This is a genomic window from Pseudomonas migulae, from assembly GCF_024169315.1.
Classification (GTDB): Bacteria; Pseudomonadota; Gammaproteobacteria; order Pseudomonadales; family Pseudomonadaceae; genus Aquipseudomonas; species Aquipseudomonas migulae_B.
Genome location: NZ_JALJWR010000001.1, coordinates 2,067,011 through 2,091,153, shown reverse-complemented (window position 1 = coordinate 2,091,153; position 24,143 = coordinate 2,067,011). Strand labels below are relative to the sequence as shown.

General features: G+C 61.8%; 11 protein-coding genes. 7 read left to right on the top strand and 4 right to left on the bottom strand.

Annotation, left to right across the window (positions count from 1 at the left end; translation table 11 throughout):
* The first annotated feature begins 263 nt into the window (after positions 1-263).
* Complete coding sequence (locus J2Y86_RS09535; protein ID WP_253430201.1) at positions 264-13,262, top strand: non-ribosomal peptide synthetase; 12,999 nt, start codon at positions 264-266, stop codon at positions 13,260-13,262.
* A 197-nt stretch (positions 13,263-13,459) separates the two neighbouring features.
* Positions 13,460-14,272, top strand: coding sequence for an alpha/beta fold hydrolase (locus J2Y86_RS09530; protein WP_253430199.1), 813 nt, complete (start codon positions 13,460-13,462; stop codon positions 14,270-14,272).
* Between the two features lie 121 nt (positions 14,273-14,393).
* On the opposite strand, the gene dsbG is transcribed toward J2Y86_RS09530, so the two are convergent.
* The 4 genes from dsbG to J2Y86_RS09510 form a co-directional block, all read right to left on the bottom strand.
* Positions 14,394-15,164 carry a thiol:disulfide interchange protein DsbG gene (gene dsbG / locus J2Y86_RS09525; protein ID WP_253430197.1) on the bottom strand — a complete coding sequence of 257 codons (771 nt, stop codon included), beginning with the start codon at positions 15,162-15,164 and terminating at the stop codon, positions 14,394-14,396.
* Positions 15,140-16,006 carry a TlpA disulfide reductase family protein gene (locus J2Y86_RS09520; protein ID WP_253430195.1) on the bottom strand — a complete coding sequence of 289 codons (867 nt, stop codon included), beginning with the start codon at positions 16,004-16,006 and terminating at the stop codon, positions 15,140-15,142. The genes dsbG and J2Y86_RS09520 overlap by 25 nt, the downstream gene beginning before the upstream one ends.
* Positions 16,006-17,742, bottom strand: coding sequence for a protein-disulfide reductase DsbD (gene dsbD / locus J2Y86_RS09515; protein ID WP_253430193.1), 1,737 nt, complete (start codon positions 17,740-17,742; stop codon positions 16,006-16,008). Before dsbD ends, J2Y86_RS09520 begins: the two co-directional genes overlap by 1 nt.
* 248 nt (positions 17,743-17,990) lie before the next feature.
* Positions 17,991-18,698 carry a hypothetical protein gene (locus tag J2Y86_RS09510; protein ID WP_253430191.1) on the bottom strand — a complete coding sequence of 236 codons (708 nt, stop codon included), beginning with the start codon at positions 18,696-18,698 and terminating at the stop codon, positions 17,991-17,993.
* Between the two features lie 252 nt (positions 18,699-18,950).
* On the opposite strand from J2Y86_RS09510, the gene J2Y86_RS09505 reads away from it, so the two are divergent.
* The 5 genes from J2Y86_RS09505 to J2Y86_RS09485 all read left to right on the top strand — a co-directional run bounded on the left by J2Y86_RS09505 (position 18,951) and on the right by J2Y86_RS09485 (position 23,454).
* The gene (locus tag J2Y86_RS09505; RefSeq protein ID WP_253430189.1) at positions 18,951-19,634 is read left to right on the top strand and encodes a response regulator; all 684 of its coding nucleotides are present in this window, start codon (positions 18,951-18,953) and stop codon (positions 19,632-19,634) included.
* Entirely contained in the window at positions 19,631-20,956 is a 1,326-nt protein-coding gene (locus tag J2Y86_RS09500) for an ATP-binding protein (RefSeq protein WP_253430187.1), read from the top strand. The genes J2Y86_RS09505 and J2Y86_RS09500 overlap by 4 nt, the downstream gene beginning before the upstream one ends.
* Positions 20,957-21,172: 216 nt before the next feature.
* A complete protein-coding gene (locus tag J2Y86_RS09495) occupies positions 21,173-21,694 on the top strand; it encodes a GNAT family N-acetyltransferase (RefSeq protein ID WP_253430183.1) in 522 nt (173 codons plus the stop codon).
* A gap of 41 nt (positions 21,695-21,735) precedes the next feature.
* The gene (locus J2Y86_RS09490; RefSeq protein WP_253430180.1) at positions 21,736-23,148 is read left to right on the top strand and encodes an aspartate aminotransferase family protein; all 1,413 of its coding nucleotides are present in this window, start codon (positions 21,736-21,738) and stop codon (positions 23,146-23,148) included.
* 81 nt (positions 23,149-23,229) lie between these two features.
* Positions 23,230-23,454 (top strand): MbtH family protein, encoded by a 225-nt coding sequence (locus J2Y86_RS09485; RefSeq protein WP_253430177.1) that lies wholly within the window; start codon positions 23,230-23,232, stop codon positions 23,452-23,454.
* Positions 23,455-24,143: the final 689 nt, after the last annotated feature.

Below are 24,143 nucleotides of genomic sequence, written 5' to 3'. Positions count from 1 at the left end.
AGAAGTAATGCTCTTCCAGGGTGCGCAGTGAGAACTGCGACACACTGACGCAGCCGCGCCCCCGTTGACGATCAAGCCTGCCGACTAATTATTTCAAGACGTCATCCGTTCTCATTGGTGAATGGCTCCGGGCGCAAGCCCCGGCCAAAACAGCATTCCCAATGCCTTGCGCGGTCGGCGAAGACCGCGTCCTGCATGCCCTGAAGGGGCGTGACATCAGAAAACCGATTCCACTTGCAAGCCGAATTCAGGCAGGAAACCTCATGACCGACGCGTTCGAAATACCTGGCTCACTGGTCCAAGCCCTTCAGCGCCGCGCGGCCCTGACGCCGGACCGGGTGGCCTTGCGTTTTCTCGCCGAAACCCCGGATCAGGCCGTAGTGCTCAGTTATCGCGAGCTGGATCAACGGGCGCGCACCATTGCCGGTGCGTTGCAGGCCGAGACCGATTTCGGTGATCGCGCGGTGCTGTTGTTTCCCAGCGGTCCGGATTACGTCGCGGCGTTTTTTGGTTGCCTGTATGCGGGCGTGATTGCGGTGCCGGCTTATCCGCCGGAGTCGGCCAAGCGTCATCATCAGGAGCGCCTGCTGTCGATCATCAGTGACGCCGAACCGCGTCTGCTATTGACCAGCGCCAGCCTGCGCGACGCCTTGCAGCAAATCGAAGGCGCGCCGCCGCTGCTGTGCGTCGATACCCTTGATGCCGCGCTGGCGCAGCATTGGGCCGAGCCGAACCTTGACGGCGATCACATCGCGTTCCTGCAATACACCTCCGGCTCCACCGCGTTGCCTAAAGGTGTGCAAGTCAGCCACGGCAACCTGGTGGCCAATGAACTGCTGATTCGCCATGGTTTCGGTATCGACCTGAACCCGGATGATGTGATCGTCAGCTGGCTGCCGCTGTACCACGACATGGGGTTGATCGGCGGTCTGTTGCAACCGATTTTCAGCGGCGTGCCGTGCGTGTTGATGTCGCCGGCGTATTTCCTTGGCCGGCCGTTGCGCTGGCTGGAAGCGATCAGCGAATACGGCGGCACCATCAGCGGCGGGCCGGATTTTGCCTATCGACTGTGCAGCGAGCGGGTCAGCGAATCGGCGCTGGAACGCCTCGACCTGAGCGGCTGGCGCGTGGCGTATTCCGGTTCCGAACCGATCCGCCTCGACACCCTGGAGCGTTTCGCCGAGAAGTTCGCGAGCTGCGGTTTCACCTCGGACAGTTTCATGGCGTCCTATGGGTTGGCGGAAGCCACGTTATTCGTCGCTGGCACACCGCGTGGCGAAGGCATCGGCAATCTGCGGGTGGACGATCAGGCGTTGGCACAAAACCGTGCCGAGGCGGGCGAGGGCAGCGCGATCATGAGTTGCGGCATCAGTCAGCCGGATCACGCGGTGCTGATTGTCGATCCATTGGCGCTCAACGAAATCGCCGACAACGCGATCGGCGAAGTCTGGGCCACCGGGCCGAGCATCGCCCACGGCTACTGGCGCAACCCCGAGGCCAGCGCCAAAACCTTCGTCCAGCACGCCGGAAAAACCTGGCTGCGCACCGGTGACCTGGGCTTCATGCGCGACGGTGAGCTGTTCATCACCGGGCGCCTGAAAGACATGCTGATCGTTCGCGGCCACAACCTGTACCCACAAGACATCGAACAGACCGTCGAGCGGGAAGTGGAAGTGGTGCGCAAAGGTCGCGTCGCCGCGTTCGCGGTGAACATCGAGGGTCAGGAAGGTATCGGCATCGCCGCGGAAATCAGCCGCAGTGTGCAGAAAATCCTGCCGCCCGAAGCGCTGATCAAAGCCATTCGCCAGGCGGTGGCCGAGGCGTATCAGGAAGCGCCGAGCGTGGTGGTGTTGCTCAATCCGGGCGCCTTGCCCAAGACTTCCAGCGGCAAACTGCAACGCTCGGCGTGCCGTAATCGCTTGGCGGACGGCAGCCTCGACAGCTACGCGGTGTTCCCGTCGGCGACCACTGAAAACGCGGCGAAAACCGAGTCGGGTTCCGAGCTGCAAACCCTGATCGGCCAGATCTGGTCCGAGCAATTGCAGGTCCAGCAGGTCAACGCCGATGACCACTTCTTCCTGCTCGGCGGCAACTCCATCGCCGCCACTCAAGTGGTGGCGCGCCTGCGCGAAGCGCTCGGTCTGGAGCTGAACCTGCGCCTGCTGTTCGAAGCACCGACCCTCGGCGCATTCACTGCCGCGGTCGCACAGCAACAACAGGACGGTGGCCCGGCCCAAGGGGCGATCAGCACACTGTCGCGCAGCGAAGCGCTGCCGCAATCCCTCGCGCAAAACCGCCTGTGGATCACCTGGCAACTGGACCCGCACAGCAGCGCCTACAACATTCCCGGTGCCTTGCGCCTGCGTGGCGAACTGGACGAAGACGCCTTGCGCGCCAGCTTCCAGCAACTGGTCGAACGCCACGAATCCCTGCGCACACGTTTCTTCGAGCGTGACGGCGTGGCGCTGCAACAGGTCGATGCCGCGGGCGAATTCAACCTGCAACTGATCGACATCAGCGATTTGCCCGTCGCCGAGCGTGAAGCCCGTGCGCAGCAAATCCGCGAGGACGAAGCGCACGCCCAGTTCGATCTGGAGAAAGGCCCGCTGTTGTGGGTGACGCTGGTGCGCCTGGATGATGAGGATCACCAATTGCTGGTGACGCTGCACCACATCATCGCCGATGGCTGGTCGTTGAACGTGCTGATCGACGAGTTCTCGCGCCTGTATGCCGCCGTGTCCCAAGGGCAAACGGCAACACTCGCGCCGCTGCCGACGCAATACGCCGACTACGGCAGCTGGCAGCGCCAATGGCTGGCGCAAGGCGAGGGCGAACGGCAACTGGCCTACTGGAAAACGCAGTTGGGCGATGAGCATCCGACGCTGAGCTTGGCCACCGATCACCCGCGTTCGGCACTCCACATGCGCAGCGCCGCGCGCCACACCGTCCGGTTGGACGCAACCCTGAGCGATGCCATTCGCCAGGCCGCCCAGGCCCACGATTCCACTTCATTCATGCTGTTGCTCGCGGCGTTCCAGAGCCTGCTGCATCGCTACAGCGGCCAGCGCGACATCCGCATCGGCGTGCCGAACGCCAACCGCCCACGCCTGGAAACCCAGGGCCTGATCGGCTTCTTCATCAACACCCAGGTGCTGCGCGCCGAGGTGGATTCGCGGTTGCCGTTTGTTGAGTTGCTGGCGCAAACCCGACACAACGCGTTGGGCGCACAAGCGCATCAGGACCTGCCGTTCGAACAACTGCTCGAAGCATTCCCGCAGGCCCGCGAACAGGGCTTGTTCCAGGTCATGTTCAACCACCAGCAGCGTGACCTGAGCGCATTGCGTCGCTTGCCCGGTCTGCTTGCCGAAGAACTGCCGTGGCACAGCCGCGAAGCCAAGTTCGACTTGCAGCTGCACAGCGAAGAAGACCGTAACGGTCGCCTGAGCCTGTCGTTCGACTACGCCAGCGAACTGTTCGACGCCACCACCATTGAGCGACTGGCCGAGCATTTCAGCAATCTGCTGCGCGCCATCTGCGAGCAACCGAAAACGGCCATCGGCGACCTGCAACTGTTGGCGCCAAGCGAGCACGATCAGCAGGAAAACTGGAGCGCCGCACCGTGCACGCCAGCCAGCCAGTGGCTGCCGGAACTGCTCCACGAACAGGCCCGCCTGACGCCGGAACGCACCGCGCTGCTGTGGGACGGCGGCAGCCTGGACTTCGCCGAACTGCACGCCCAGGCCAACCGTCTCGCGCATTACCTGCGCGACAAAGGCGTCGGCCCGGATGTGTGCGTGGCCATCGCTGCCGAGCGTTCGCCACAGTTGCTGATCGGCCTGCTGGCGATCATCAAGGCCGGTGGTGCCTACGTGCCGCTGGACCCGGATTACCCGGCCGAGCGCCTGGCGTACATGCTCAGCGACAGCGGCGTGGAATTGCTGCTGACCCAAACCCAATTGCTTGATCGCTTGCCGGCCACCGAAGGCGTCAGCGTGATCGCCATGGATGCGCTGCATCTGGAGAACTGGCCGAGCCAGGCGCCGGGCCTGCATCTGCACGGCGACAACCTCGCTTACGTGATTTACACCTCCGGCTCCACCGGCCAGCCGAAGGGCGTCGGCAACACCCACGCGGCCCTCGCCGAACGCCTGCAATGGATGCAGGACACCTATCGCCTTAACGACACCGACGTGCTGATGCAAAAAGCGCCGATCAGTTTCGACGTCTCAGTGTGGGAATGCTTCTGGCCGCTGATCACCGGTGCACGCTTGCTGATCGCCGGTCCCGGTGAGCACCGCGATCCACACCGGATTGCGCAGCTTGTTCAGCAATACGGCGTGACCACGCTGCACTTTGTGCCGCCACTGCTTTCGTTGTTCATCGACGAACCGCTCACCGCTGAATGCACCAGCCTGCGTCGCGTGTTCTCGGGCGGCGAAGCCTTGCCGGCGGAACTGCGCAACCGCGTTTTGGAACTGCTGCCGGCGGTACAACTGCACAATCGCTATGGCCCGACCGAAACCGCGATCAACGTCACCCATTGGCATTGCAGCACGGCCGATGGCGAACGCTCGCCGATTGGCCGTCCGCTGGGCAACGTGATCTGCCGGGTGCTCGACAGCGACCTCAACCCGGTGCCGGCCGGTGTGCCGGGTGAGCTGTGCATCAGCGGCATTGGCCTGGCCCGGGGATATCTGGGCCGTCCTTCACTGACCGCTGAACGCTTCGTCGTCGACCCGCTGGGCGAGCAGGGCGCACGTTTGTACCGTACCGGCGACCGTGCACGCTGGACCGCCGACGGCGTGATCGAATACCTCGGCCGTCTTGATCAGCAGGTCAAACTGCGCGGCTTCCGCGTCGAACCGGAAGAAATCGAAGCGCGTCTGCTGGCTCAGAACGGCGTCGCTCAAGCGGTGGTGCTGGTGCGCGAAACAGCGGCCGGCGCTCAACTGATCGGTTACTACGCGGCCACCGAAACCAGCGAAACCGAAGACGCACAAACCGCACGCCTGAAAACCGCACTGGCGGCCGAGCTGCCGGAATACATGGTCCCGGCGCAACTGATGCGCCTGGAAGCAATGCCCCTCAGCCCGAGCGGAAAACTCGACCGCCGCGCCTTGCCGGAACCCCAGTGGCAAGTGCGCGAACACGTTGAGCCGGTCACTGAACTTGAACAGCAGATCGCCGCGATCTGGCATGAAGTGCTGGGCTTGAAGCAGATCGGTCTGCGCGACGACTTCTTCGCCCTCGGCGGTCACTCGCTGCTGGCCACGCAAATCATCTCTCGCACCCGGCAGGCGTGCGACGTCGAGTTGCCGTTGCGAGCCTTGTTTGAAAACAGTGAACTGGGGGCGTTCGCCGAGCAGGTCCAACAGATCCAGGCCAGCGGCAGTACCAACAAGCAACCACCGATCGAGAAAATCGACCGCAGCCAACCGGTGCCGCTGTCCTATTCCCAGCAGCGTATGTGGTTCCTGTGGCAGATGGAGCCGGACAGCCCGGCCTACAACGTCGGCGGCATGGCGCGGCTGCGCGGGGTGCTGGATGTCGGGCGCTTCGAGACGGCGTTGCAAGCGCTGATCATGCGTCACGAAACCTTGCGCACCACGTTCCCGAGCGTCTACGGCGTGGCGCAACAGCGCGTGCACCCGGAAACCGGGATGCGCATGGACTGGAAAGATTTCTCCGCGCTGGATGCCGATGGCCGGGAATGGGCGGTCCAGCAACTGGCCGACGACGAGGCGCATAAACCCTTCGATCTGGAAACCGGACCGCTGCTGCGCGCTTGTCTGGTCAAGACCGCCGAGCAGGAGCATTACCTGGTGCTGACCCTGCACCACATCGTCACCGAAGGCTGGGCAATGGATATTTTCGCCCGGGAACTCAGTGCACTCTATGAAGCGTTCGTCGATGACCGCGAGTCGCCGCTGGCGCCGCTGCCGGTGCAATACCTCGATTACAGCGTGTGGCAGCGTCAGTGGCTGGAATCCGGCGAGCGTCAGCGTCAGCTCGACTACTGGACTGCGCAACTGGGCCGCGAACATCCGCTGCTGGAATTGCCCGCCGACCGTCCGCGTCCGCCGGTGCAAAGCCATCAGGGCGAGCTGTTCCGTTTCGACTTGAGCGACGAACTCGCCGCTCGGGTTCGCGCCTTCAATGCGCACAACGGTTTGACCCTGTTCATGACCATGACCGCCGCGCTGGCTGTGCTGCTTTATCGCTACAGCGGCCAGACCGACCTGCGCATCGGCGCACCGGTGGCCAACCGGATTCGCCCGGAAAGCGAAGGACTGATCGGCGCGTTCCTCAATACGCAAGTGCTGCGTTGCCAGCTCGACGGGCAGATGTCGGTCGGCGAGTTGTTCGAGCAAGTGCGTCACACCGTGATCGAAGGCCAGTCCCATCAGGACCTGCCGTTCGACCATCTGGTTGAAGCGTTGCAGCCACCGCGCAGCGCTGCGTACAACCCGCTGTTCCAGGTGATGTGCAACGTGCAGCGCTGGGAATTCCAGCAGAGCCGAACCCTCGCCGGCATGACTGTCGAGTACCTGGCCAACGATGCGCGGGCGACCAAGTTCGACCTCAATCTGGAAGTCACCGACCTTGACCATCGTCTCGGTTGCTGCCTGACCTACAGCACTGATCTGTTCGACGAGCCGCGCATTGCGCGCATGGCCGGGCACTGGCGCAATCTGCTGGAAGCGCTGCTGGCCGATCCGCAACAGCGCCTCAGCGAGCTGCCGTTGCTCGAAGCCTCGGAACAGCAAAACCTGCTCGACAGCCTCGGCGTCGAACCGGGTGAACATCGACTCGATCAGTGTATCCATCACCTGTTCAGCGAGCAGGCCTTGGCGCGCAAGGAGGCGCCGGCACTGACGTTCGCCGGTGAAACCCTGAGCTACGCCGAACTCGACAGCCGCGCCAATCGCCTGGCCTGGATGCTGCGTGAGCGGGGTGTCGGGCCGCAGGTTCGCGTCGGTCTGGCGCTTGAGCGGTCGCTGGAAATGGTCATCGGCCTGCTGGCGATTCTCAAGGCCGGCGGCGCCTACGTGCCGCTCGATCCGGAATACCCGCTCGATCGCCTGCATTACATGATCGAAGACAGCGGCGTCGGTTTGCTGCTCAGCGATGCGGCGATGTTCAACGCCCTCGGTGATCTGCCATCCACCGTCGCCCGTTGGTGCCTGGAGGACGATGCTGCGGAACTGGCTAACTACCCGGCCACCGAGCTGCCGTTCATCAGCCTGCCGCAACATCAGGCATACCTGATTTACACCTCCGGCTCCACCGGCAAGCCGAAAGGCGTGGTGGTGTCCCACGGTGAAATCGCCATGCACTGCCGCGCGGTCATCGAGCGTTTCGGCATGCGTGCGGACGACTGCGAACTGCATTTCTATTCGATCAACTTCGACGCCGCGACCGAGCGTTTGCTGGTGCCGTTGTTGAGCGGTGCTCAAGTGGTTTTGCGTGCTCAAGGCCAGTGGGACGCGGAAGAAATCTGCGGGCTGATCCGTCGCCACAACATCAACATCCTCGGTTTCACCCCGAGCTACGGCAGCCAACTGGCACAGTGGCTGGCGACTCAAGGCGAAACCCTGCCGGTGCGCATGTGCATCACCGGCGGTGAAGCGCTGACGGGCGAACATTTGCAGCGGATTCGCGCAGCGTTCAAACCGAGCCTGTTCTTCAACGCCTACGGTCCGACCGAAACCGTGGTCATGCCATTGGCCAGTCTCGCGCCCGAGCAGCTTGAAGACGGCATGGGCAGTGTGCCCATCGGTAGCGTCATTGGCGCTCGCGTGGCTTACATTCTCGACGCCGATCTGGCGTTGGTGCCGCAAGGTGCGACGGGTGAGTTGTATGTGGGTGGCGCCGGTCTGGCGCAGGGTTATCACGACCGTCCGGACATCACGGCGGAGCGCTTCGTGGCCAACCCGTTCGTGGCCGATGGCGGGCGCATTTATCGTACCGGCGACCTGGTGCGTCAGCGCGCCGACGGTCTGGTGGAATACCTCGGGCGCATCGACCATCAAGTGAAAATTCGCGGTTTCCGCATCGAGCTGGGCGAAATCGAAACCCGCCTGCTGGAACATGAATCGATCCGTGAAGCCGTGGTTTTGGCACTGGACGCACCGAGCGGCAAACAACTGGTCGGCTATCTGGTGACTGAGGTCGCCGATCGGGACGAAGCGCAACAAAGCGAATTGCGCGAAGCCCTCAAGGCTCACCTGAAATCGCAACTGCCGGATTACATGGTGCCGACGCACCTGATCCTGCTGGCCAGCATGCCGCTGACCGCCAACGGCAAACTCGACCGTCGTGCGTTGCCGGCACCGGACCCTGAGCTGAACCGTCAGCACTATGTGGCGCCGAGCAACGATCTGGAACTGACGTTGGCGCAGATCTGGTGCGAAGTGCTGAACGTGGCGCAGGTCGGTCTCAACGACAACTTCTTCGAATTGGGCGGCGACTCGATCCTGTCGATCCAGGTGGTCAGCCGTGCGCGGCAGCAGGGCATTCACTTCAGTCCGCGGGACCTGTTCCAGCACCAGACCGTGCAAACACTCGCCGCTGTGGCGAGCCGCACCGAACAGGTCACGGCCGAGCAAGGCTTGCTCACCGGCGAATCGCGTCTGACGCCGATCCAGCACTGGTTCTTCGACACCGACATGCCCGAGCGTCAGCACTGGAACCAGGCGTTGTTACTGGAGCCGACCGTTGCGCTGGAACCTCATCGTCTGGAGCAAGCGCTGCTGGCGGTGATCGAACAGCACGACGCCTTGCGCCTGCGTTTCACTGAAACGGCGGGCGCATGGACGGCGGCACACCAGAAGGTGGGCGGCGCGCCGGTGTTGTGGCAAGTGCGTGTGTCGGCGATGGATAAATGCGCGGCACTGTTCGCCGATGCCCAGCGCAGCCTCGACCTTGAACAGGGGCCGTTGATGCGGGTGCTGCTGGTCGATGGTCCCGAAGGCCAGCAACGGCTGTTCTTCGCGATCCATCACTTGGTGGTGGACGGCGTTTCCTGGCGTGTATTGCTCGACGATCTGCAAACGGTGTATCGCCAACTGGCGGCGGAACAGTCGGTCAAATTGCCGGCGAAAACCAGTGCCTTCAAGGACTGGGCCGCACGCTTGCAGGCGTATGCCGGCAGTGAATCCCTGCGTGAAGAACTGAGCTGGTGGCAGTCGCAACTGGCCGGGCCGAGCGTCGAATTGCCGTGCGACCGGCCTGAAGGCGGCCGGCAGAATCGTCACGCCGACACCGTCAGCGTGCGCCTCGACAGCGAGTACACCCGGCAACTCCTGCAACAGGCACCGAGCGCCTATCGCACCCAGGTCAACGATCTGTTGCTGACGGCATTGGCCCGCGTGCTGTGCCGCTGGAGCGGGCATGAGTCGGCGTTGATTCAACTCGAAGGCCACGGTCGCGAGACGCTGTTCGACGAGATCGACCTGACTCGCACCGTCGGTTGGTTCACCAGCGCTTATCCGTTGCGCCTGACGCCGCTGAACATCGAAGAGGCTGCCGGGCAGGGCGCCTCGATCAAGGCGATCAAGGAACAACTGCGTGGCGTGCCGCACAAAGGGCTGGGTTATGGCGTGCTGCGTTACCTCGCCGATGACCAGTGCCGTGAAGCCATGGCCGCGTTGCCGGTGGCGCCGATCACCTTCAATTACCTTGGCCAGTTCGACCAGAGCTTCGGCGCGGACGCGTTGTTCCGTCCGCTCGATGAAGCCGTCGGCGCGGCCCACGATCCGCGTGCGCCGCTGCCCAATGAACTGAGCGTCGACAGTCAGGTCTACGGCGGCGAACTGGTGCTGCGCTGGACCTTCAGCACCGAACGCCACGATCCGCAGACCATCCGCGAACTGGCGGACGCCTACCTCGGCGAATTGCAGAGTCTGATCGAGCATTGCCTGGATGACGAGGCGGGCGGCCTGACGCCGTCGGACTTCCCGCTGGCGAAACTGACCCAGCCGCAACTCGACGCATTGCCGATTCCGGCCGCCGCCATCGAAGACGTCTACCCGCTGACGCCGATGCAGGAAGGCATGCTGCTGCACACCTTGCTGGAACCGGGCACCGGCCTCTACTACATGCAGGACCGCTACCGCATCAACAGCGAACTCGATCCGCAGCGATTCGCCGAGGCCTGGCAAGCGGTGATTGCCCGTCACGAAGCGTTGCGTGCGTCGTTCTGCTGGAACGTCGGCGAAGACATGCTGCAAGTTATCCACAAGCCGGGCAGCACGCCGATCGAGTACCTCGACTGGACCGCCATCGCCGAGGGCGAGCAAGAACCGAAGTTGCAAGCCTTGCTGAAAAGCGAACGCGAAGCCGGCTTCGATCTGCTCAACCAGGCGCCGTTCCACCTGCGTTTGATCCGCGTGGGCGAAGCGCGCTACTGGTTCATGATGAGCAACCACCACATCCTCATCGATGCCTGGTGCCGGTCGCTGTTGATGGCGGACTTCTTTGAAATCTACACCGCGCTGGGTGACGGTCGCGAAGCCCAATTGACCGTGCCGCCACGTTATCGCGACTACATCGGCTGGCTGCAACGCCAGAGCCTGGCTGAGGCGCGGCAGTGGTGGAAAACCAACCTGCAAGGCTTCGAGCGCACCACGCCGATTCCGAGCGACCGACCGTTCCTGCGCGAGCATGCTGGCGACAGCGGCGGCATGATCGTCGGCGACCGCTACACCCGGCTCGATGCCCGCGACGGTGCGCAACTGCGTGAACTGGCGCAGGCCCATCAGCTGACCATCAACACCTTCGCCCAGGCGGCGTGGGCCTTGGTGCTGCGGCGTTTGAGCGGCGATCGTGACGTGCTGTTCGGCGTCACCGTGGCCGGGCGCCCGGTGGACATGCCGGAGATGCAACGCACGGTCGGGCTGTTCATCAACAGCATCGCGCTGCGGGTGAAAATGCCCGAGGACGATCAGCGTTGCAGCGTTCGCCAGTGGCTCAGCAGTTTGCTCGACAGCAACATGCAACTGCGCGAGTACGAATACCTGCCGCTGGTGAGCATTCAGGAAAACAGCGAATTGCCGAAGGGCCAGCCGTTGTTCGACAGCCTGTTCGTGTTCGAAAACGCCCCGGTGGAAGTCTCGGTACTGGACCGCGCGCAGAGCCTCAACGCGACCTCGGATTCCGGCCGCACCCACACCAACTTCCCGCTGACGGCGGTGTGTTATCCGGGCGATGACCTGGGCTTGCACCTGTCTTACGACCAGCGCTATTTCGACGAGTCGACTGTCGAGCGCATGTTGGGTGAGTTCAAGCGTTTGCTGCTGGCGCTGGTGGAAGGTTTCCATGGCGACATGGCGGATTTGCCGTTGCTCGGCGCCGAGGAACAGGATTTCCTGATTCATGGCTGCAACCAGAGCGAACACGATTACCCGCTGGAGCAGAGCTACGTTGCGTTGTTCGAAGCGCAGGTTGCTCAGCATCCGCAGCGAATCGCCGCCAGTTGCCTTGATCAGCAACACAGCTACGTTGAACTGAACCAGCGCAGCAACCGCCTCGGCCATGCGTTGATCGCGGCGGGTGTCGGGCTGGATCAACCAGTGGCGTTGCTGGCCGAACGTAACCTCGACTTGCTCGGGATGATCATCGGCAGCTTCAAGGCGGGCGCGGGTTATCTGCCGCTGGACCCGGGGCTGCCGAGCCAGCGTCTGAGCCGGATCATCGACCTGAGCCGCACGCCGTTACTGGTGTGCACGCAGGCGTGTCGTGAACAGGCTGTCGCGCTGCTGGAGGAATTCAGTTGTGCCAATCGGCCACGGTTGCTGGTGTGGGAAGAGGTGCAGGCGAGTGATGTTTCGCTTGTGAATCCGGGGATCTACAGCGGTCCGGACAACCTCGCCTACGTCATCTACACCTCGGGTTCGACAGGGTTGCCCAAAGGCGTGATGGTCGAACAGCGCGGCATGCTCAATAACCAGTTGAGCAAGGTCCCGTACCTCGATCTCAGCGATGCTGATGTGATCGCCCAGACCGCTTCGCAAAGCTTCGACATTTCGGTCTGGCAGTTCCTCGCCGCCCCGTTGTTTGGCGCGCGGGTGGACATCGTGCCGAACACCATTGCCCATGACCCGCAGGGATTGCTGGCGCATGTCGCGGCCCAGGGCATCACCGTGCTGGAGAGCGTGCCGTCGCTGATTCAAGGCATGCTCGCCCAGGAACGCATGCGCCTCGACGGCCTGCGCTGGATGCTGCCGACGGGTGAAGCGATGCCGCCGGAGCTCGCGCATCAATGGTTGCTGCGCTACCCGGACATCGGGCTGGTGAATGCCTACGGGCCGGCGGAATGTTCGGATGACGTGGCGTTCTTTCGCGTCGACATGGCCTCGACCCGCGGCAGTTATTTGCCGATCGGTACGCCGACCGACAATAACCGTTTGTACCTGCTCGATGGCACGCTGGACCTGGTGCCGTTGGGGGCGGTCGGTGAGTTGTGCGTGGCCGGCACCGGTGTCGGACGCGGTTATGTCAGCGATCCGCTGCGTACCGCCCAGGTGTTTGTGCCGAATCCGTTTGGCGAGCCGGGCGATCGTCTGTATCGCACCGGTGACCTGGCCCGTCGTCGCAGTGACGGTGTGCTGGAGTACGTCGGGCGCATCGACCATCAGGTAAAAATTCGCGGTTACCGCATCGAACTGGGTGAAATCGAAGCGCGTCTGCACGAACAACCCGAGGTCCGCGAAGCGGCGGTCGGGGTGCAGGAAGGTGTGAACGGCAAGCATCTGGTCGGCTATTTGGTAGCGACTGACTCTTCGCTGAATCCGACGGAACGCCTGGAGCGAATCAAGCAACGCCTGCGCGCCGAACTGCCGGAATACATGGTGCCGCTGCACTGGTTGTGGCTGGAGCGGATGCCGCTCAATGCCAACGGCAAACTGGATCGCAAGGCACTGCCGGCGCTGGAGATCGGCCAGTTGCAGAGCCAGGATTACCAGGCACCGCGCAATGAGCTGGAGCAAACGCTGGCGGATATCTGGGCCGAGGTGTTGAAGGTCGAGAAGGTCGGTGTGCGCGACAACTTCTTCGAGCTGGGCGGGCATTCGCTGCTGGCGACACAGATTGCCTCGCGGGTGCAGAAATCGCTGCAACGGGATGTGCCGCTGCGGGCGATGTTCGAGTGCAGCACGGTGGAGGAGTTGGCGGAATACATTGATGGATTGGCCGCGGGTGATATCACCGAGGAGAAGGTGGATCGGTTGAATGACTTGATGGCGGAGTTGGAGGGGCTTTGATTCTCTAGCGTCAGTTATGGCCTCTTCGCGGGCAAGCCTCGCTCCTACAGGTTGGTGTGGTTATGAACACATCGCAGACCTGTAGGAGCGAGGCTTGCCCGCGAAGGCGTCGGCACACTCTGTACAATTCTCGCGTTGACTGCGCCACTTTGCCGGCTCAGTCTGCCGGCTCCCTTTTTTGGCAGCGGAGACAGTCGATGCCCTTCGTAACGATTGACGGACAACCCCTTCACTACATTGATCAAGGCACCGGCCCCGCAGTGCTGCTTGCCGGCAGCTACTTGTGGGACCAAACCATGTGGGCGCCGCAGATTGCCGCTCTGTCGCAACAGTATCGGGTGATCGCCCTGGACCTGTGGGGCCATGGTGAATCAGGCACGCTACCCGAAGGCACGCAATCGCTGGATGACATTGCCCGTCAGGCACTGGCGTTGCTCGATCATCTGGACATCGACCGGATCACGCTGGTCGGTCTGTCGGTTGGCGGCATGTGGGGCGTGCGCCTGGCGCTGTCAGTTCCGCAACGAATCAACGGCCTGGTGCTGATGGACACCTACGTCGGGGTCGAGCCGGAACCCACCCGTCAGTACTATTTCTCGCTGTTCAAACAGATCGAAGACACCGGCGTGATCGCCCCGCAACTGCTCGACATCGTCGTGCCGATCTTCTTCCGTCCGGGCATCGATCCACAGTCAGCGTTGTATCAGGATTTTCGCGCAAAACTGGCTGCGCTGCCGCCGGAGCGTCTGCGTCAAAGCATCGTGCCGATGGGGCGGATTACGTTTGGACGGGATGATTTGTTGCCGCGTCTGGGCGAGTTGAAGGCTGACACCACGCTGGTGATGTGTGGCGATCAGGACAAGCCGCGGCCGCCGTCGGAGGCGCAGGAAATGGCCGGGTTGATCGGCTGCCCGTGTGTGTTGGTGCCGGAGGCGGGGCATATCTCCAACCTGGAGAATCCGCAGTTTGTGACTGAGGCTTTGCTGAAGTTTCTGGCTGAGAGAAATTAGTCGATCGTACTGACGCCTTCGCGGGCAAGCCTTGCTCCTACGGGGTTTATGTCGATTGCAAATATTGTGATCGACATAAACCCCGTAGGAGCAAGGCTTGCCCGCGAAGAGGCCGGTGAAGTCACTTCGGCCCGAGAATCTTCACCAGCTTGTCCGGCGAAGGCGCGCCTTGCTGCTGTTGCAGTTCACCCTTGTCGTCCATGTAGAAAATCGCCGGTGTCGCCTGCAATTCCAGGTCTTCCATCAACTGCATGTTCGCCGCCAGTTTCGCCTGAATCGCCGGCGGTACATCTTTGAGGGCCTTGAGCGTACTGGCCTTGCCCGCACCTTCGTGCTCCTGCAGGGCTTTTTGCGGGTCCTTGGCTGCCAGCAACGCGGCTGATTTGCCCGGGCTGTCCTCACGAATGATGCCGACCATGATGTGCCGCAATTGCACCTTGCCGGCCTTCACCCACGGTCGTGCCTGTTCCCAGAACATGTTGCAGTAAGGGCAGTTCGGATCGCTGAACAGGTACACGACCCGCGGTGCATCCTTGTTGCCGTCACCGATCCAGTTACTGGCTTCCATCTTGCCCCAGATTTCCTTGGCCATGGGTGCGTAGACCAGTTTCTGCAAGGGCGCGCTGCTCAGGTCATTGCCCTCGGCGTCGTACAAACTGCCCAACAACACATGTTTGCCATCGGGCGTCAGGTACAGCGCCATGCCGCGGTTCTGGTACTGCGCGGCATAACCGCGCAGGCCGTCGGGTGCGTCGAACTGGCCAACGATTTTGGCGCCCTTGGCTTCAATCTTCTTGATCGCTTCGGGCAGTTCTTCAGCGGCCTGTACCGACGGCAGGTGCAGCATGGCGGCGCCCAGGGTCAGCGTCAGCAGGTGGCGGAGGCGGGGCATGGCAGTTTCCTTGAAGAGGTGGCCGGTACGGCAGGATTCGGGGTATCGAAGTTTTCCAGGGCGCGAGCCAGGCTGGCTTCCGACAGCTCGCCGAGGTGGCTGCCCAACAGACGACCGTCGGGGCTATAAAACAGCGTAGTCGGCAACGCCATCGAGCCGACGGCCTGGCCCAATCGGCCACTGCCGTCGAACAGCACGTTGGCCAGGCTCAGGCCCTGGGTTTCCAGGAAGGTGCTGACGCTTTGCATGCTTTCCGCCTGATTGACGAACAGGAAGGTCAGGTCCGGGCGGTGTTGCTGGGCGTTTTCCAGCACCGGCATTTCCCGGCGGCACGGTGGGCACCAGGTGGCCCAGAGATTGATCACCAACGGCCCGCCCTTGTAGTCCGCCAGTTGCACGGTTTCCCCGGCGGCATTGCGCAGGGTAATGTCCGGCAGGCGCGTGCCTTGTTCGTAAATCGTCAACGAGAACGTCGCCAGCAACCAGAACGCCAGGCCGCTGGCCACGCCGAAGCCCAACGGACGGCGCAAGCCAGGGCGACGCCAGCCGCGATACAGCGCGGCGAGCAACAGCACGATCACGCCGGGCAACGCGAGGAAACCGCCGTCGCGCAGGTCGATGACTTGCCACGGATCATTGCGATAGTGCATCCAGTAGAGCGCCACGAAGCTGATCCGGGCGGCCAGCATGCCGATCAGGAACAGGCTGAACAGTGCCGACTCGGGATTCTCGCCGCCGCGTTTGGCCACTCGCCAGCCGACAAACGTCGCCAGCGCCAGGGCACTGATCAGCAGCAGGTGGTTAAGCGCGATGGCAAACGTGCCGAGGGTAAAAGTCAGCATTAACGGGCGTCTCGGGTGGTGGTCCAGCGTTGCAGGAAAGTGTCGGCATCGACCTCGCCGGTGATGCGCTGGCTGCGACGCTCGATGCCGTCGGCGCCGATCCACAGAAAACTCGGCGGCCCCGGCACTTTATAACGGCCAAGCAGTTCGCGGCTGGCGGCATTGTCGGCGGTGACGTCCAGCCGTAGCAAGCGCACATCGCTCAAGGCGTCGAGGACACGGGATTGGCCGAAAACCTGTTTTTCCATGACTTTGCACGACACGCACCAGTCGGCGTAGTAGTCCAGCAGCACCCATTGGCCCTGGGCCTGTGCCGCGTCGAGCTCCCGTTGCAGCGCAGCCGGGTCCTTGATCGTGGTGAAGGCATCGTGGCCGACCGGGCGGGCGACAGTGCTCGCATTGGCCGCGCTGTAGACCTGCAGGGGTTTCAACAGGTCATCGCTGCCGCCCGCCGCACCGATCATCAACAGGCTGCCCCACACGCCGAGCAACAATGAACTGGCGCCAAACAGATGCGCGACGCGACCGAAACCTTCCGACTGTTTCCAGGCGCTGTAGGCGGCAATCAGCAACAACGCACCACACAGGCCAATCCACAGCGACTCATCCAGCACCGGTCGCAGCATCAGCAGGGCCGTGGCCAGGAACAGGAAGCCGAATACGCCTTTGAGCAGGTTCATCCACGCGCCGGGTTTGGGCAGGAAGCGATTGCCGACCGTCACCAGCAACAGCAGCGGCACACCGATGCCGATGCCCATGGCGAACAGAATCAACCCGCCGTGCAGCGCATTGCCGCTTTGCGCGATATAGAGCAGAGCACCAGCCAGCGGAGCGGTCATGCACGGGCCGACCAGCAAACCGGACAAGGCGCCCAGCACGCCCGCGCCGAGCAGGCTGCCACCGCGTTGATTGCGTGAGACGTTCTCCAGTCGATCCCGCACGGCCACCGGCAATTGCAGTTCGAAGAACCCGAACATCGGCAGTGCCAAAAGGACAAAGACCGCGGCGAAACTGCCCAGCAACCAGGGGTTTTGCAGCAGTGCCTGCAGGTTCGCCCCCAGCAACGCCGCCAGAACGCCCATCGCCGCATACACCAGCGCCATGCTTACGACATAGCTGGTCGCCAGCGCAAAACCACGTTTCGGCGTGGCGCCGCTGCCCACGATCAAACCGGCCAGAATCGGCAGCATCGGCAACGAACAAGGGGTGAACGCCAGCAACAGGCCCAGTCCGAAGAACACCAACAGACTCCAGCCCAAAGCACGCTGTTGCAATCCGCTGGCCAGGGCTTGATCCGGTGCTTCGTTTGCCGCCGACGTGGCAGCGTTGCCGCCCAGGTCGACCACCTGGGTTTGCGGTGGATAACACAAACCGGCATCGGCACAGCCCTGGAAGCCGACCTTGATCGTGCCCGTCGCGCCCGCCGGTATCTTCAGTTCCAGGCCCTGGCGATAAACCGGCTGTTCGCCGAAGAATTCATCACTGTGAGACTCGCCTTCGGGTAGCACGGGATGCAGCTCGGCGGGCAACCCATCGAATTTCAGGCGCTTCTGATAAAGGTAATAACCATCGCTGATCTGCCAGTAAAGCTGTGTTTCACCTGACTCGAGGCGTTCGGAGGTGAAGACGAAGGCCTTTTCCACCGGCAGGAATTCAGGTTTGGTTTCGAACGGATTGGTCCCTGCCTGGGCCACACCCGAGATCAAGAGAACAAAAAACAAAAACAGACGACGCATGGGTAAGCCTTATCCCTTTGCAAGTGAGGTGCACAATGGGAGGCGGCGATTAACCGATGATTAACCGCGCTCATGCCAGGCGAGACCGGTGTTTGATTTCCTGCGTTCGTCTGCAATCAATCAGGTGATTGGACTATTTTCAGATGGAGAATCATCGCCTATGGTCCTGAAAGGCGTTTTGTTTTCCGGGTGCCGACAATCCTGGGAACGTGATTAACGCCCCCAGGATTTAACCGGCTGGAGTCAAGTCAGTCCTTCACTAATCCGGGCCAGTTCGTGCCGACGTCTCGTGCGCCTACCTGAAGCTGGTTTTTGTCGATGTTGTATTTCAAGTATCTGTTTCCGGTCAGAAAGATATACAGATAGTTGTCAGTGAAGTCGGCGTCGACTTGTGCGGCGGTGATAATTTCATGTTTAAAGTCTGCAAGCCCTGGCCAAGAAGAGTCGTCGATTTCGCCGATGACAGGGATTTTGTTTTGCCAATCAAGATAGAGGTATTTCCCATCGTCTAAAATGAACTTGAAGATGTATTTTCCTGTGACTTTAAAGGGTCTTTGCCAGCAAGTGCCCGCGATAATGCTGTCGAAGTAGGGTAGTAGCATGTGCCATATCGATTGGTCGACACGCTTGAAACTTACCGGTTTATCGGCGTCCTGGTCGTATTCGCATACCATTGGTGTTTCTTTGTCGTAATAAAATAGCCAGAGGATGTCGGCGTCCCAACTGAACCTGTTGTCACCCACTATGCGGTCGGTGTGAAATCCGAAGCAGAGGTTTTTTGCATGAGGGTGAAAGGCGCCCCATCCCTCCGAAGTGATGTCGCTCGGATGCTCATTAATTACCCGGTCGTCACCAACGTCATAGCGAGAGTAAGTATTGGTATCTTTAAAAAAGAAATAAATCCGGTCCCTTCCGGATCGCCAGTCGACGGCCACAAAGTTATGAAGGTTAGACATGTTTAAGTTCCTGTTATTGTTTGTGTTTGAATGAGTGTTTAGAGTATTTCCAGTAGAAGGTAATTTGCATTTGGTTTTTTAAGGCTTTTTGTTTCTTGGTTTTTTAGAAGTACTAATCAGGCGTTGGAGTTGGTTGGAAAGTTGCTAGAAGTGTCCAGGCGAATGCGGTGCTGTTCGTCCGCAGCAGGGCTTGCCATAATTGCCGCTTAATCTTCATCTGCTTGACTCGCGTTTTGGCTCAGGGGAGTTCCCATGCACGTACTGGTTTGCGAAGACGATGAGTTGATTGCCAGCGGGATCGTTGCCGGGCTGACTGCTCAGGGTCTGACCGTGGAACATGTCAACACCGCATCCAAGGCGCGGGCGATGCTGAAGGTCGCCGAGTTCGATGTGATGGTCCTCGACCTTGGCTTGCCCGACGAAGACGGGCTTAAGCTATTGCAGCAGTTGCGCCACAGCGGTCTGGAAATCCCGGTGCTGATCCTCACCGCCCGGGATTCGGTCACCGACCGCGTCGACGGTTTGCAGGCCGGTGCCGACGATTACCTGCTCAAACCGTTCGACTTGCGTGAACTCGCCGCGCGCCTGCACACCCTGTTGCGACGGGTGGCGGGGCGCAGCGTCAACCTGATCGAGCACGGTCGCCTGACTTACGATCCGAGCAGCCGCGAGACCATGCTGGGCGGCCAGCCAGTGGATTTGTCGCGGCGCGAGCAATCGCTGCTGCAGGCGTTGCTGCATAACCGTGGTCGGGTGTTGTCCACCGAGCAATTGAAAGACAGCGTCTACGGTTTCAACGACGAGCTGGAAAGCAACGCCCTCAACGTTCATATCCATCACCTGAGGCGTAAACTCGGTAACGGCATTGTCGAGACCGTGCGCGGCCTGGGCTATCGCCTTGGGCCGGCCGATGGTGGAGAGGAATTGAAAAAGTGATGAGCCTGCGTTTGCGCCTGAGCCTGACGCTCGGTGCTGCCTTTGCGCTGATCTGGGCCCTGGCAGCGGCCTGGATGCTCAGCGACCTGCGTAATCAGATGATGTTTTCCCTTGACCAGCGGCTGGTGGCATCGGCGCGCATGGTCGCTGGCCTGATGGAGCAATTGCCGGCGTTGCCGACCAAGGGCGAGGGCACCCATTTCAGCGCCGAACAGCTGAACATTCCCGGCGGTATGGCGTGCCAGGTCAGCTCGTTGCGCGGGGAAATCCTCGCCCGCAGTCACACCGATCCGCAACAAACCCTGGAAGCCGAGAAAATGGGTTTCCACGATCAGATGATCGACGGCGCGCCGTGGCGCAGTTTCACGCTGGCCCGCGGTGATCTGCGCATCACCACCGCTGATCGGCAGATCGAGCGCGAGGCCCTGAACATGTCGATCCTGCTGGCCGCTTCGGTGCCGGTGGGCGTGGCGTTGCTGGGTTGTCTGTGCCTGCTCTGGCTGGGGATCGGCCAGGGGCTGGCGCCGCTCAATCGCATGCGCGATGCCTTGATGCGCCGCAGCGCCGACTCGCTGGAACCTTTGCAGATCCAGCCGCTGCCCAGTGAATTGCAACCGTTGCTGGACACCCAGAACCAGTTGTTTCAGCGCATCGGCAAGACCATCGAGCGCGAACGCCGACTGACCGGTGACGCAGCGCATGAATTGCGCAGCCCGCTGACGGCGATCAAGACGCACCTGCAGGTGGCACGCATGACTGAAGGCGCGGCGCGGGATCAATCCCTGGCCCGGGCCGAGGAGGGCGCCGACCGTCTGCACCGGACCCTTGAACAATTGCTGCTGCTGGCGCGGGTCGAGGGCAGCCTGTCGTTCGACGATGGTGTGCAATGCAGCGCCGAGCAAGTGGCGAAATTGGCGATTCAGGATGCCGCCAGCGGTGATCGTCAGCGGATCAAATTCAAGCTGCCGCCGACACTCTCCCATGCGCCGGTGCAAATGCCCGCCGTGCTGTCGATTGCCGCGCTGCGCAATCTGCTGGACAACGCCCTGCGCCATACCCCGAACGACGGTCCGGTTGAACTGAGCCTGGAAACCACCGGCAGCCGCGTGCAGTTCGTGGTGCGCGACCATGGCCCGGGCATTGCCGAAGATGATCTGCAACATTTGACCCAGCGTTTCTGGCGCAACGGCCAGAGCACCGGCTGCGGCCTGGGGCTGGCGATTGTCCAGGCGATTGTCCAGCGGTGTGGCTGCACACTGCATTTCGACAGCCGGCCGGATGGGTTGCGGGTTGAGTTGAGCATGCCGTTGCAACCGGTCTGAGCAACACCGTAGAGCAAATGTGGGAGCGGGCTTGCTCGCGAAGCGATTGAACATTCAGCATTAATGTTGACTGACAGTCCGCCTTCGCGAGCAAGCCCGCTCCCACATTGGATCTGTGTTGCACATCAAATGTAACCTCTCTCCATTGGCATTCCTGTCACCTGCGGCGCTATCGTCCCCGACAGCTTTTTCTCAATGGATTGAGGTCACAGCGCCATGGATGCACCCCTGTACGTCTGCAAGGCAACCCCCGCCGACGCCGGCATCATCAGCCGGATCGTCGAACGTTCGATCCGCGTCGGCTGTGCGCTCGACCATCGCAACGACCCGCGAACCGTCGCCACCTGGACTCACAACAAAACCGCCGGGCACATTCAGCCGTGGTTGAACGACCCACGGTTGTACCTGAACATCGCCCTGTTGCAGGACAAACCGGTGGGCGTGGCGATGGCGGCCATCAGCGGCAAGATTGCGTTCTGTTATGTACAACCGGAATGGTTTCGACGGGGTGCCGGGCTGGCGCTGGTCCACGACCTCGAAAGCTGGTTGATCGAACAGGGTGTGACGCAAGCCCGACTCAACAGCACCCGAACCGGCGAAGCCTTTTACCGTCATCTGGGTTATCAGCCCTGCGCCGAAACCTTCACCGTAGGCGGACTCCACGCCATCCCCATGCACAAAGCACTGACGCCACCTTCATGGAAAGCTGATCAAGGGTCTAAATCCTCGGCGCGCTGATGCGTTTCCAGAACAGGAAAACCTTATTGAGGGGTCGAGAGATGTCAGTCGCTACCAGCCTTATGGAAGATCAGTCGGCCCGGATCACTCCGGCGCCGGCCGAGACGCTGTATCAGTTCAACGAATCGCCATTGCTGGCCCGCCAGAGTCAGCAGGAGTCGAATGCCCGCAGCTACCCGCGCCGCATTCCCCTGGCCCTGAAGCGTGCCAAGGGCATTTATGTCGAAGACGTCGAAGGCCGCAGTTTCATTGACTGCCTGGCCGGCGCCGGAACACTGGCCCTGGGGCACAACCATCCGGTGGTGATCGAAGCGATCCAGCAAGTGCTGACCGATGAACTGCCGCTGCACACTCTCGACCTGACCACGCCGGTCAAGGACCAGTTCGTCCAGGACCTGTTCGGCCTGCTGCCGCCAGCGCTCGCCGCCGAAGCAAAGATCCAGTTTTGCGGCCCGACCGGCACCGACGCGGTGGAAGCCGCGCTGAAACTGGTGCGCACCGCCACCGGACGCAGCACTGTGCTGTCATTCCAGGGCGGTTATCACGGCATGAGCCAGGGCGCGTTGAGTCTGATGGGCAGCCTGGGGCCGAAAAAGCCCTTGGGTGCGTTGCTCAGCAGCGGCGTGCAGTTCATGCCGTATCCCTACGATTACCGGTGCCCGTTCGGCCTCGGTGGCGCCCAAGGCGTGCAGGTCAATCTCAACTATCTCGATAACTTGCTGAACGATCCCGAGGCCGGCGTGCAATTGCCAGCCGCCGTGATCGTGGAAGTCGTCCAGGGCGAGGGCGGGGTGATCCCGGCTGACCTTGACTGGTTGCGCGGCGTGCGGCGCATCACCGAGAAGGCGGGCGTGGCGCTGATCGTCGACGAAATCCAGAGCGGTTTTGCCCGCACCGGCAAGATGTTCGCCTTCGAGCACGCCGGGATCATTCCGGATGTGGTGGTGATGTCCAAAGCCATCGGCGGCAGCCTGCCACTGGCGGTGGTGGTGTATCGCGACTGGCTCGACACCTGGCTGCCGGGTGCCCATGCCGGGACGTTCCGTGGCAATCAGATGGCGATGGCCGCGGGCTCGGCGGTGATGCGTTACCTGGTCGAGCACAAGGTGTGTGAGCACGCTGCTGCCATGGGCGAACGTTTGAGCGAGCACTTGCGCATCCTGCAGCGGGACTACCCACAGCTGGGTGATATTCGCGGTCGCGGCCTGATGCTCGGCGTCGAACTGGTCGATCCGACGGGTGCGCCGGATGTTCAGGGGCATCCGCCGATTTTTGCGCGGCTGGCGCCGCAGGTGCAGCGTGAATGCCTCAAGCGTGGGCTGATTCTGGAGTTGGGCGGTCGTCATGGCGGGGTGGTGCGTTTCCTGCCGCCCTTGGTGATCACCGCTGCGGAAATCGATCGGGTTGCCGAGATTTTCGGCCGGGCGATGGCCGCTGCCACTGCCAGCCTCTAAATTTTCCGGGCCCCGGAACGTTCTTTCTACATAACGGCTGCGCACGCAGTGCAGCCCACCTTACAGCGATGGAGAGACACCATGACGTCAGTATTCGACCGCGAGGACATCCTCTTTCAGGTCGTGATCAACCACGAAGAGCAGTACTCGATCTGGCCCGACTACAAAGCCGTGCCAGAAGGCTGGCGTACCGTGGGCAAGAGCGGGCTGAAGAAGGAATGCCTGGCTTACATCGAAGAAACCTGGACGGACATGCGTCCGTTGAGCTTGCGCAAGAAGATGGAAGAGCAGGCTGTGGCTCACTAACGTTTTCGCGCAAAGAGAAGCCCGCTGGACCGGTTAGGTCAGCGGGCTTTTTTTGCTTTGGACGTTGTGTTGTCTGGAAGTGAGTTTCGTGAGTACACATTGATCCCTGTGGGAGCGGGCTTGCCCGCGATGGCTGAGTGTCAGGCGGCGAGTTTTTTGAGGGTGTACATATCCATTCCTGCGGTAACGGCGGCTCTTGGTTCCGCTTTTACAGCGGGTTACTTGGAAAAGCGCCAAGTAACCAAGCGCCTGCGCCCCTGACGTACGGTGGCTCGCTAATGCTCGCCATACCCTCGCTCCGGTCCTGCTCCGTGGGCCCGCCGCCATCGGCCATCCATGGCCGGGGGCGGCTACCGCGGCATCCTTGCTGCGGTGCCCACTGCGCAGAACCTGCGCTCGGCCTTCCGACGGGGCAGATCAAGATCAAAAACAAAGCGAGGCGGCCTGATAGCCGGCCTGAAGTTCGTCAGGATCATCGGGGGTGAACACCCATGTCATGCCCCCAACAATCCCTGTGGGAGCTGGCTTGCCAGCGATGAACGCCCAGACACCGCGTTCATTCAGGCAGCACGCGTCATCGTTAACGACCATCGCTGGCAAGCCAGCTCCCACAGGGGAATGCGAACGCTTAAAGGGACAGGTCGGCCCGAAGGCCGCCTCGGTTGCATTGGCGGTGGTCGCGCCCTAGC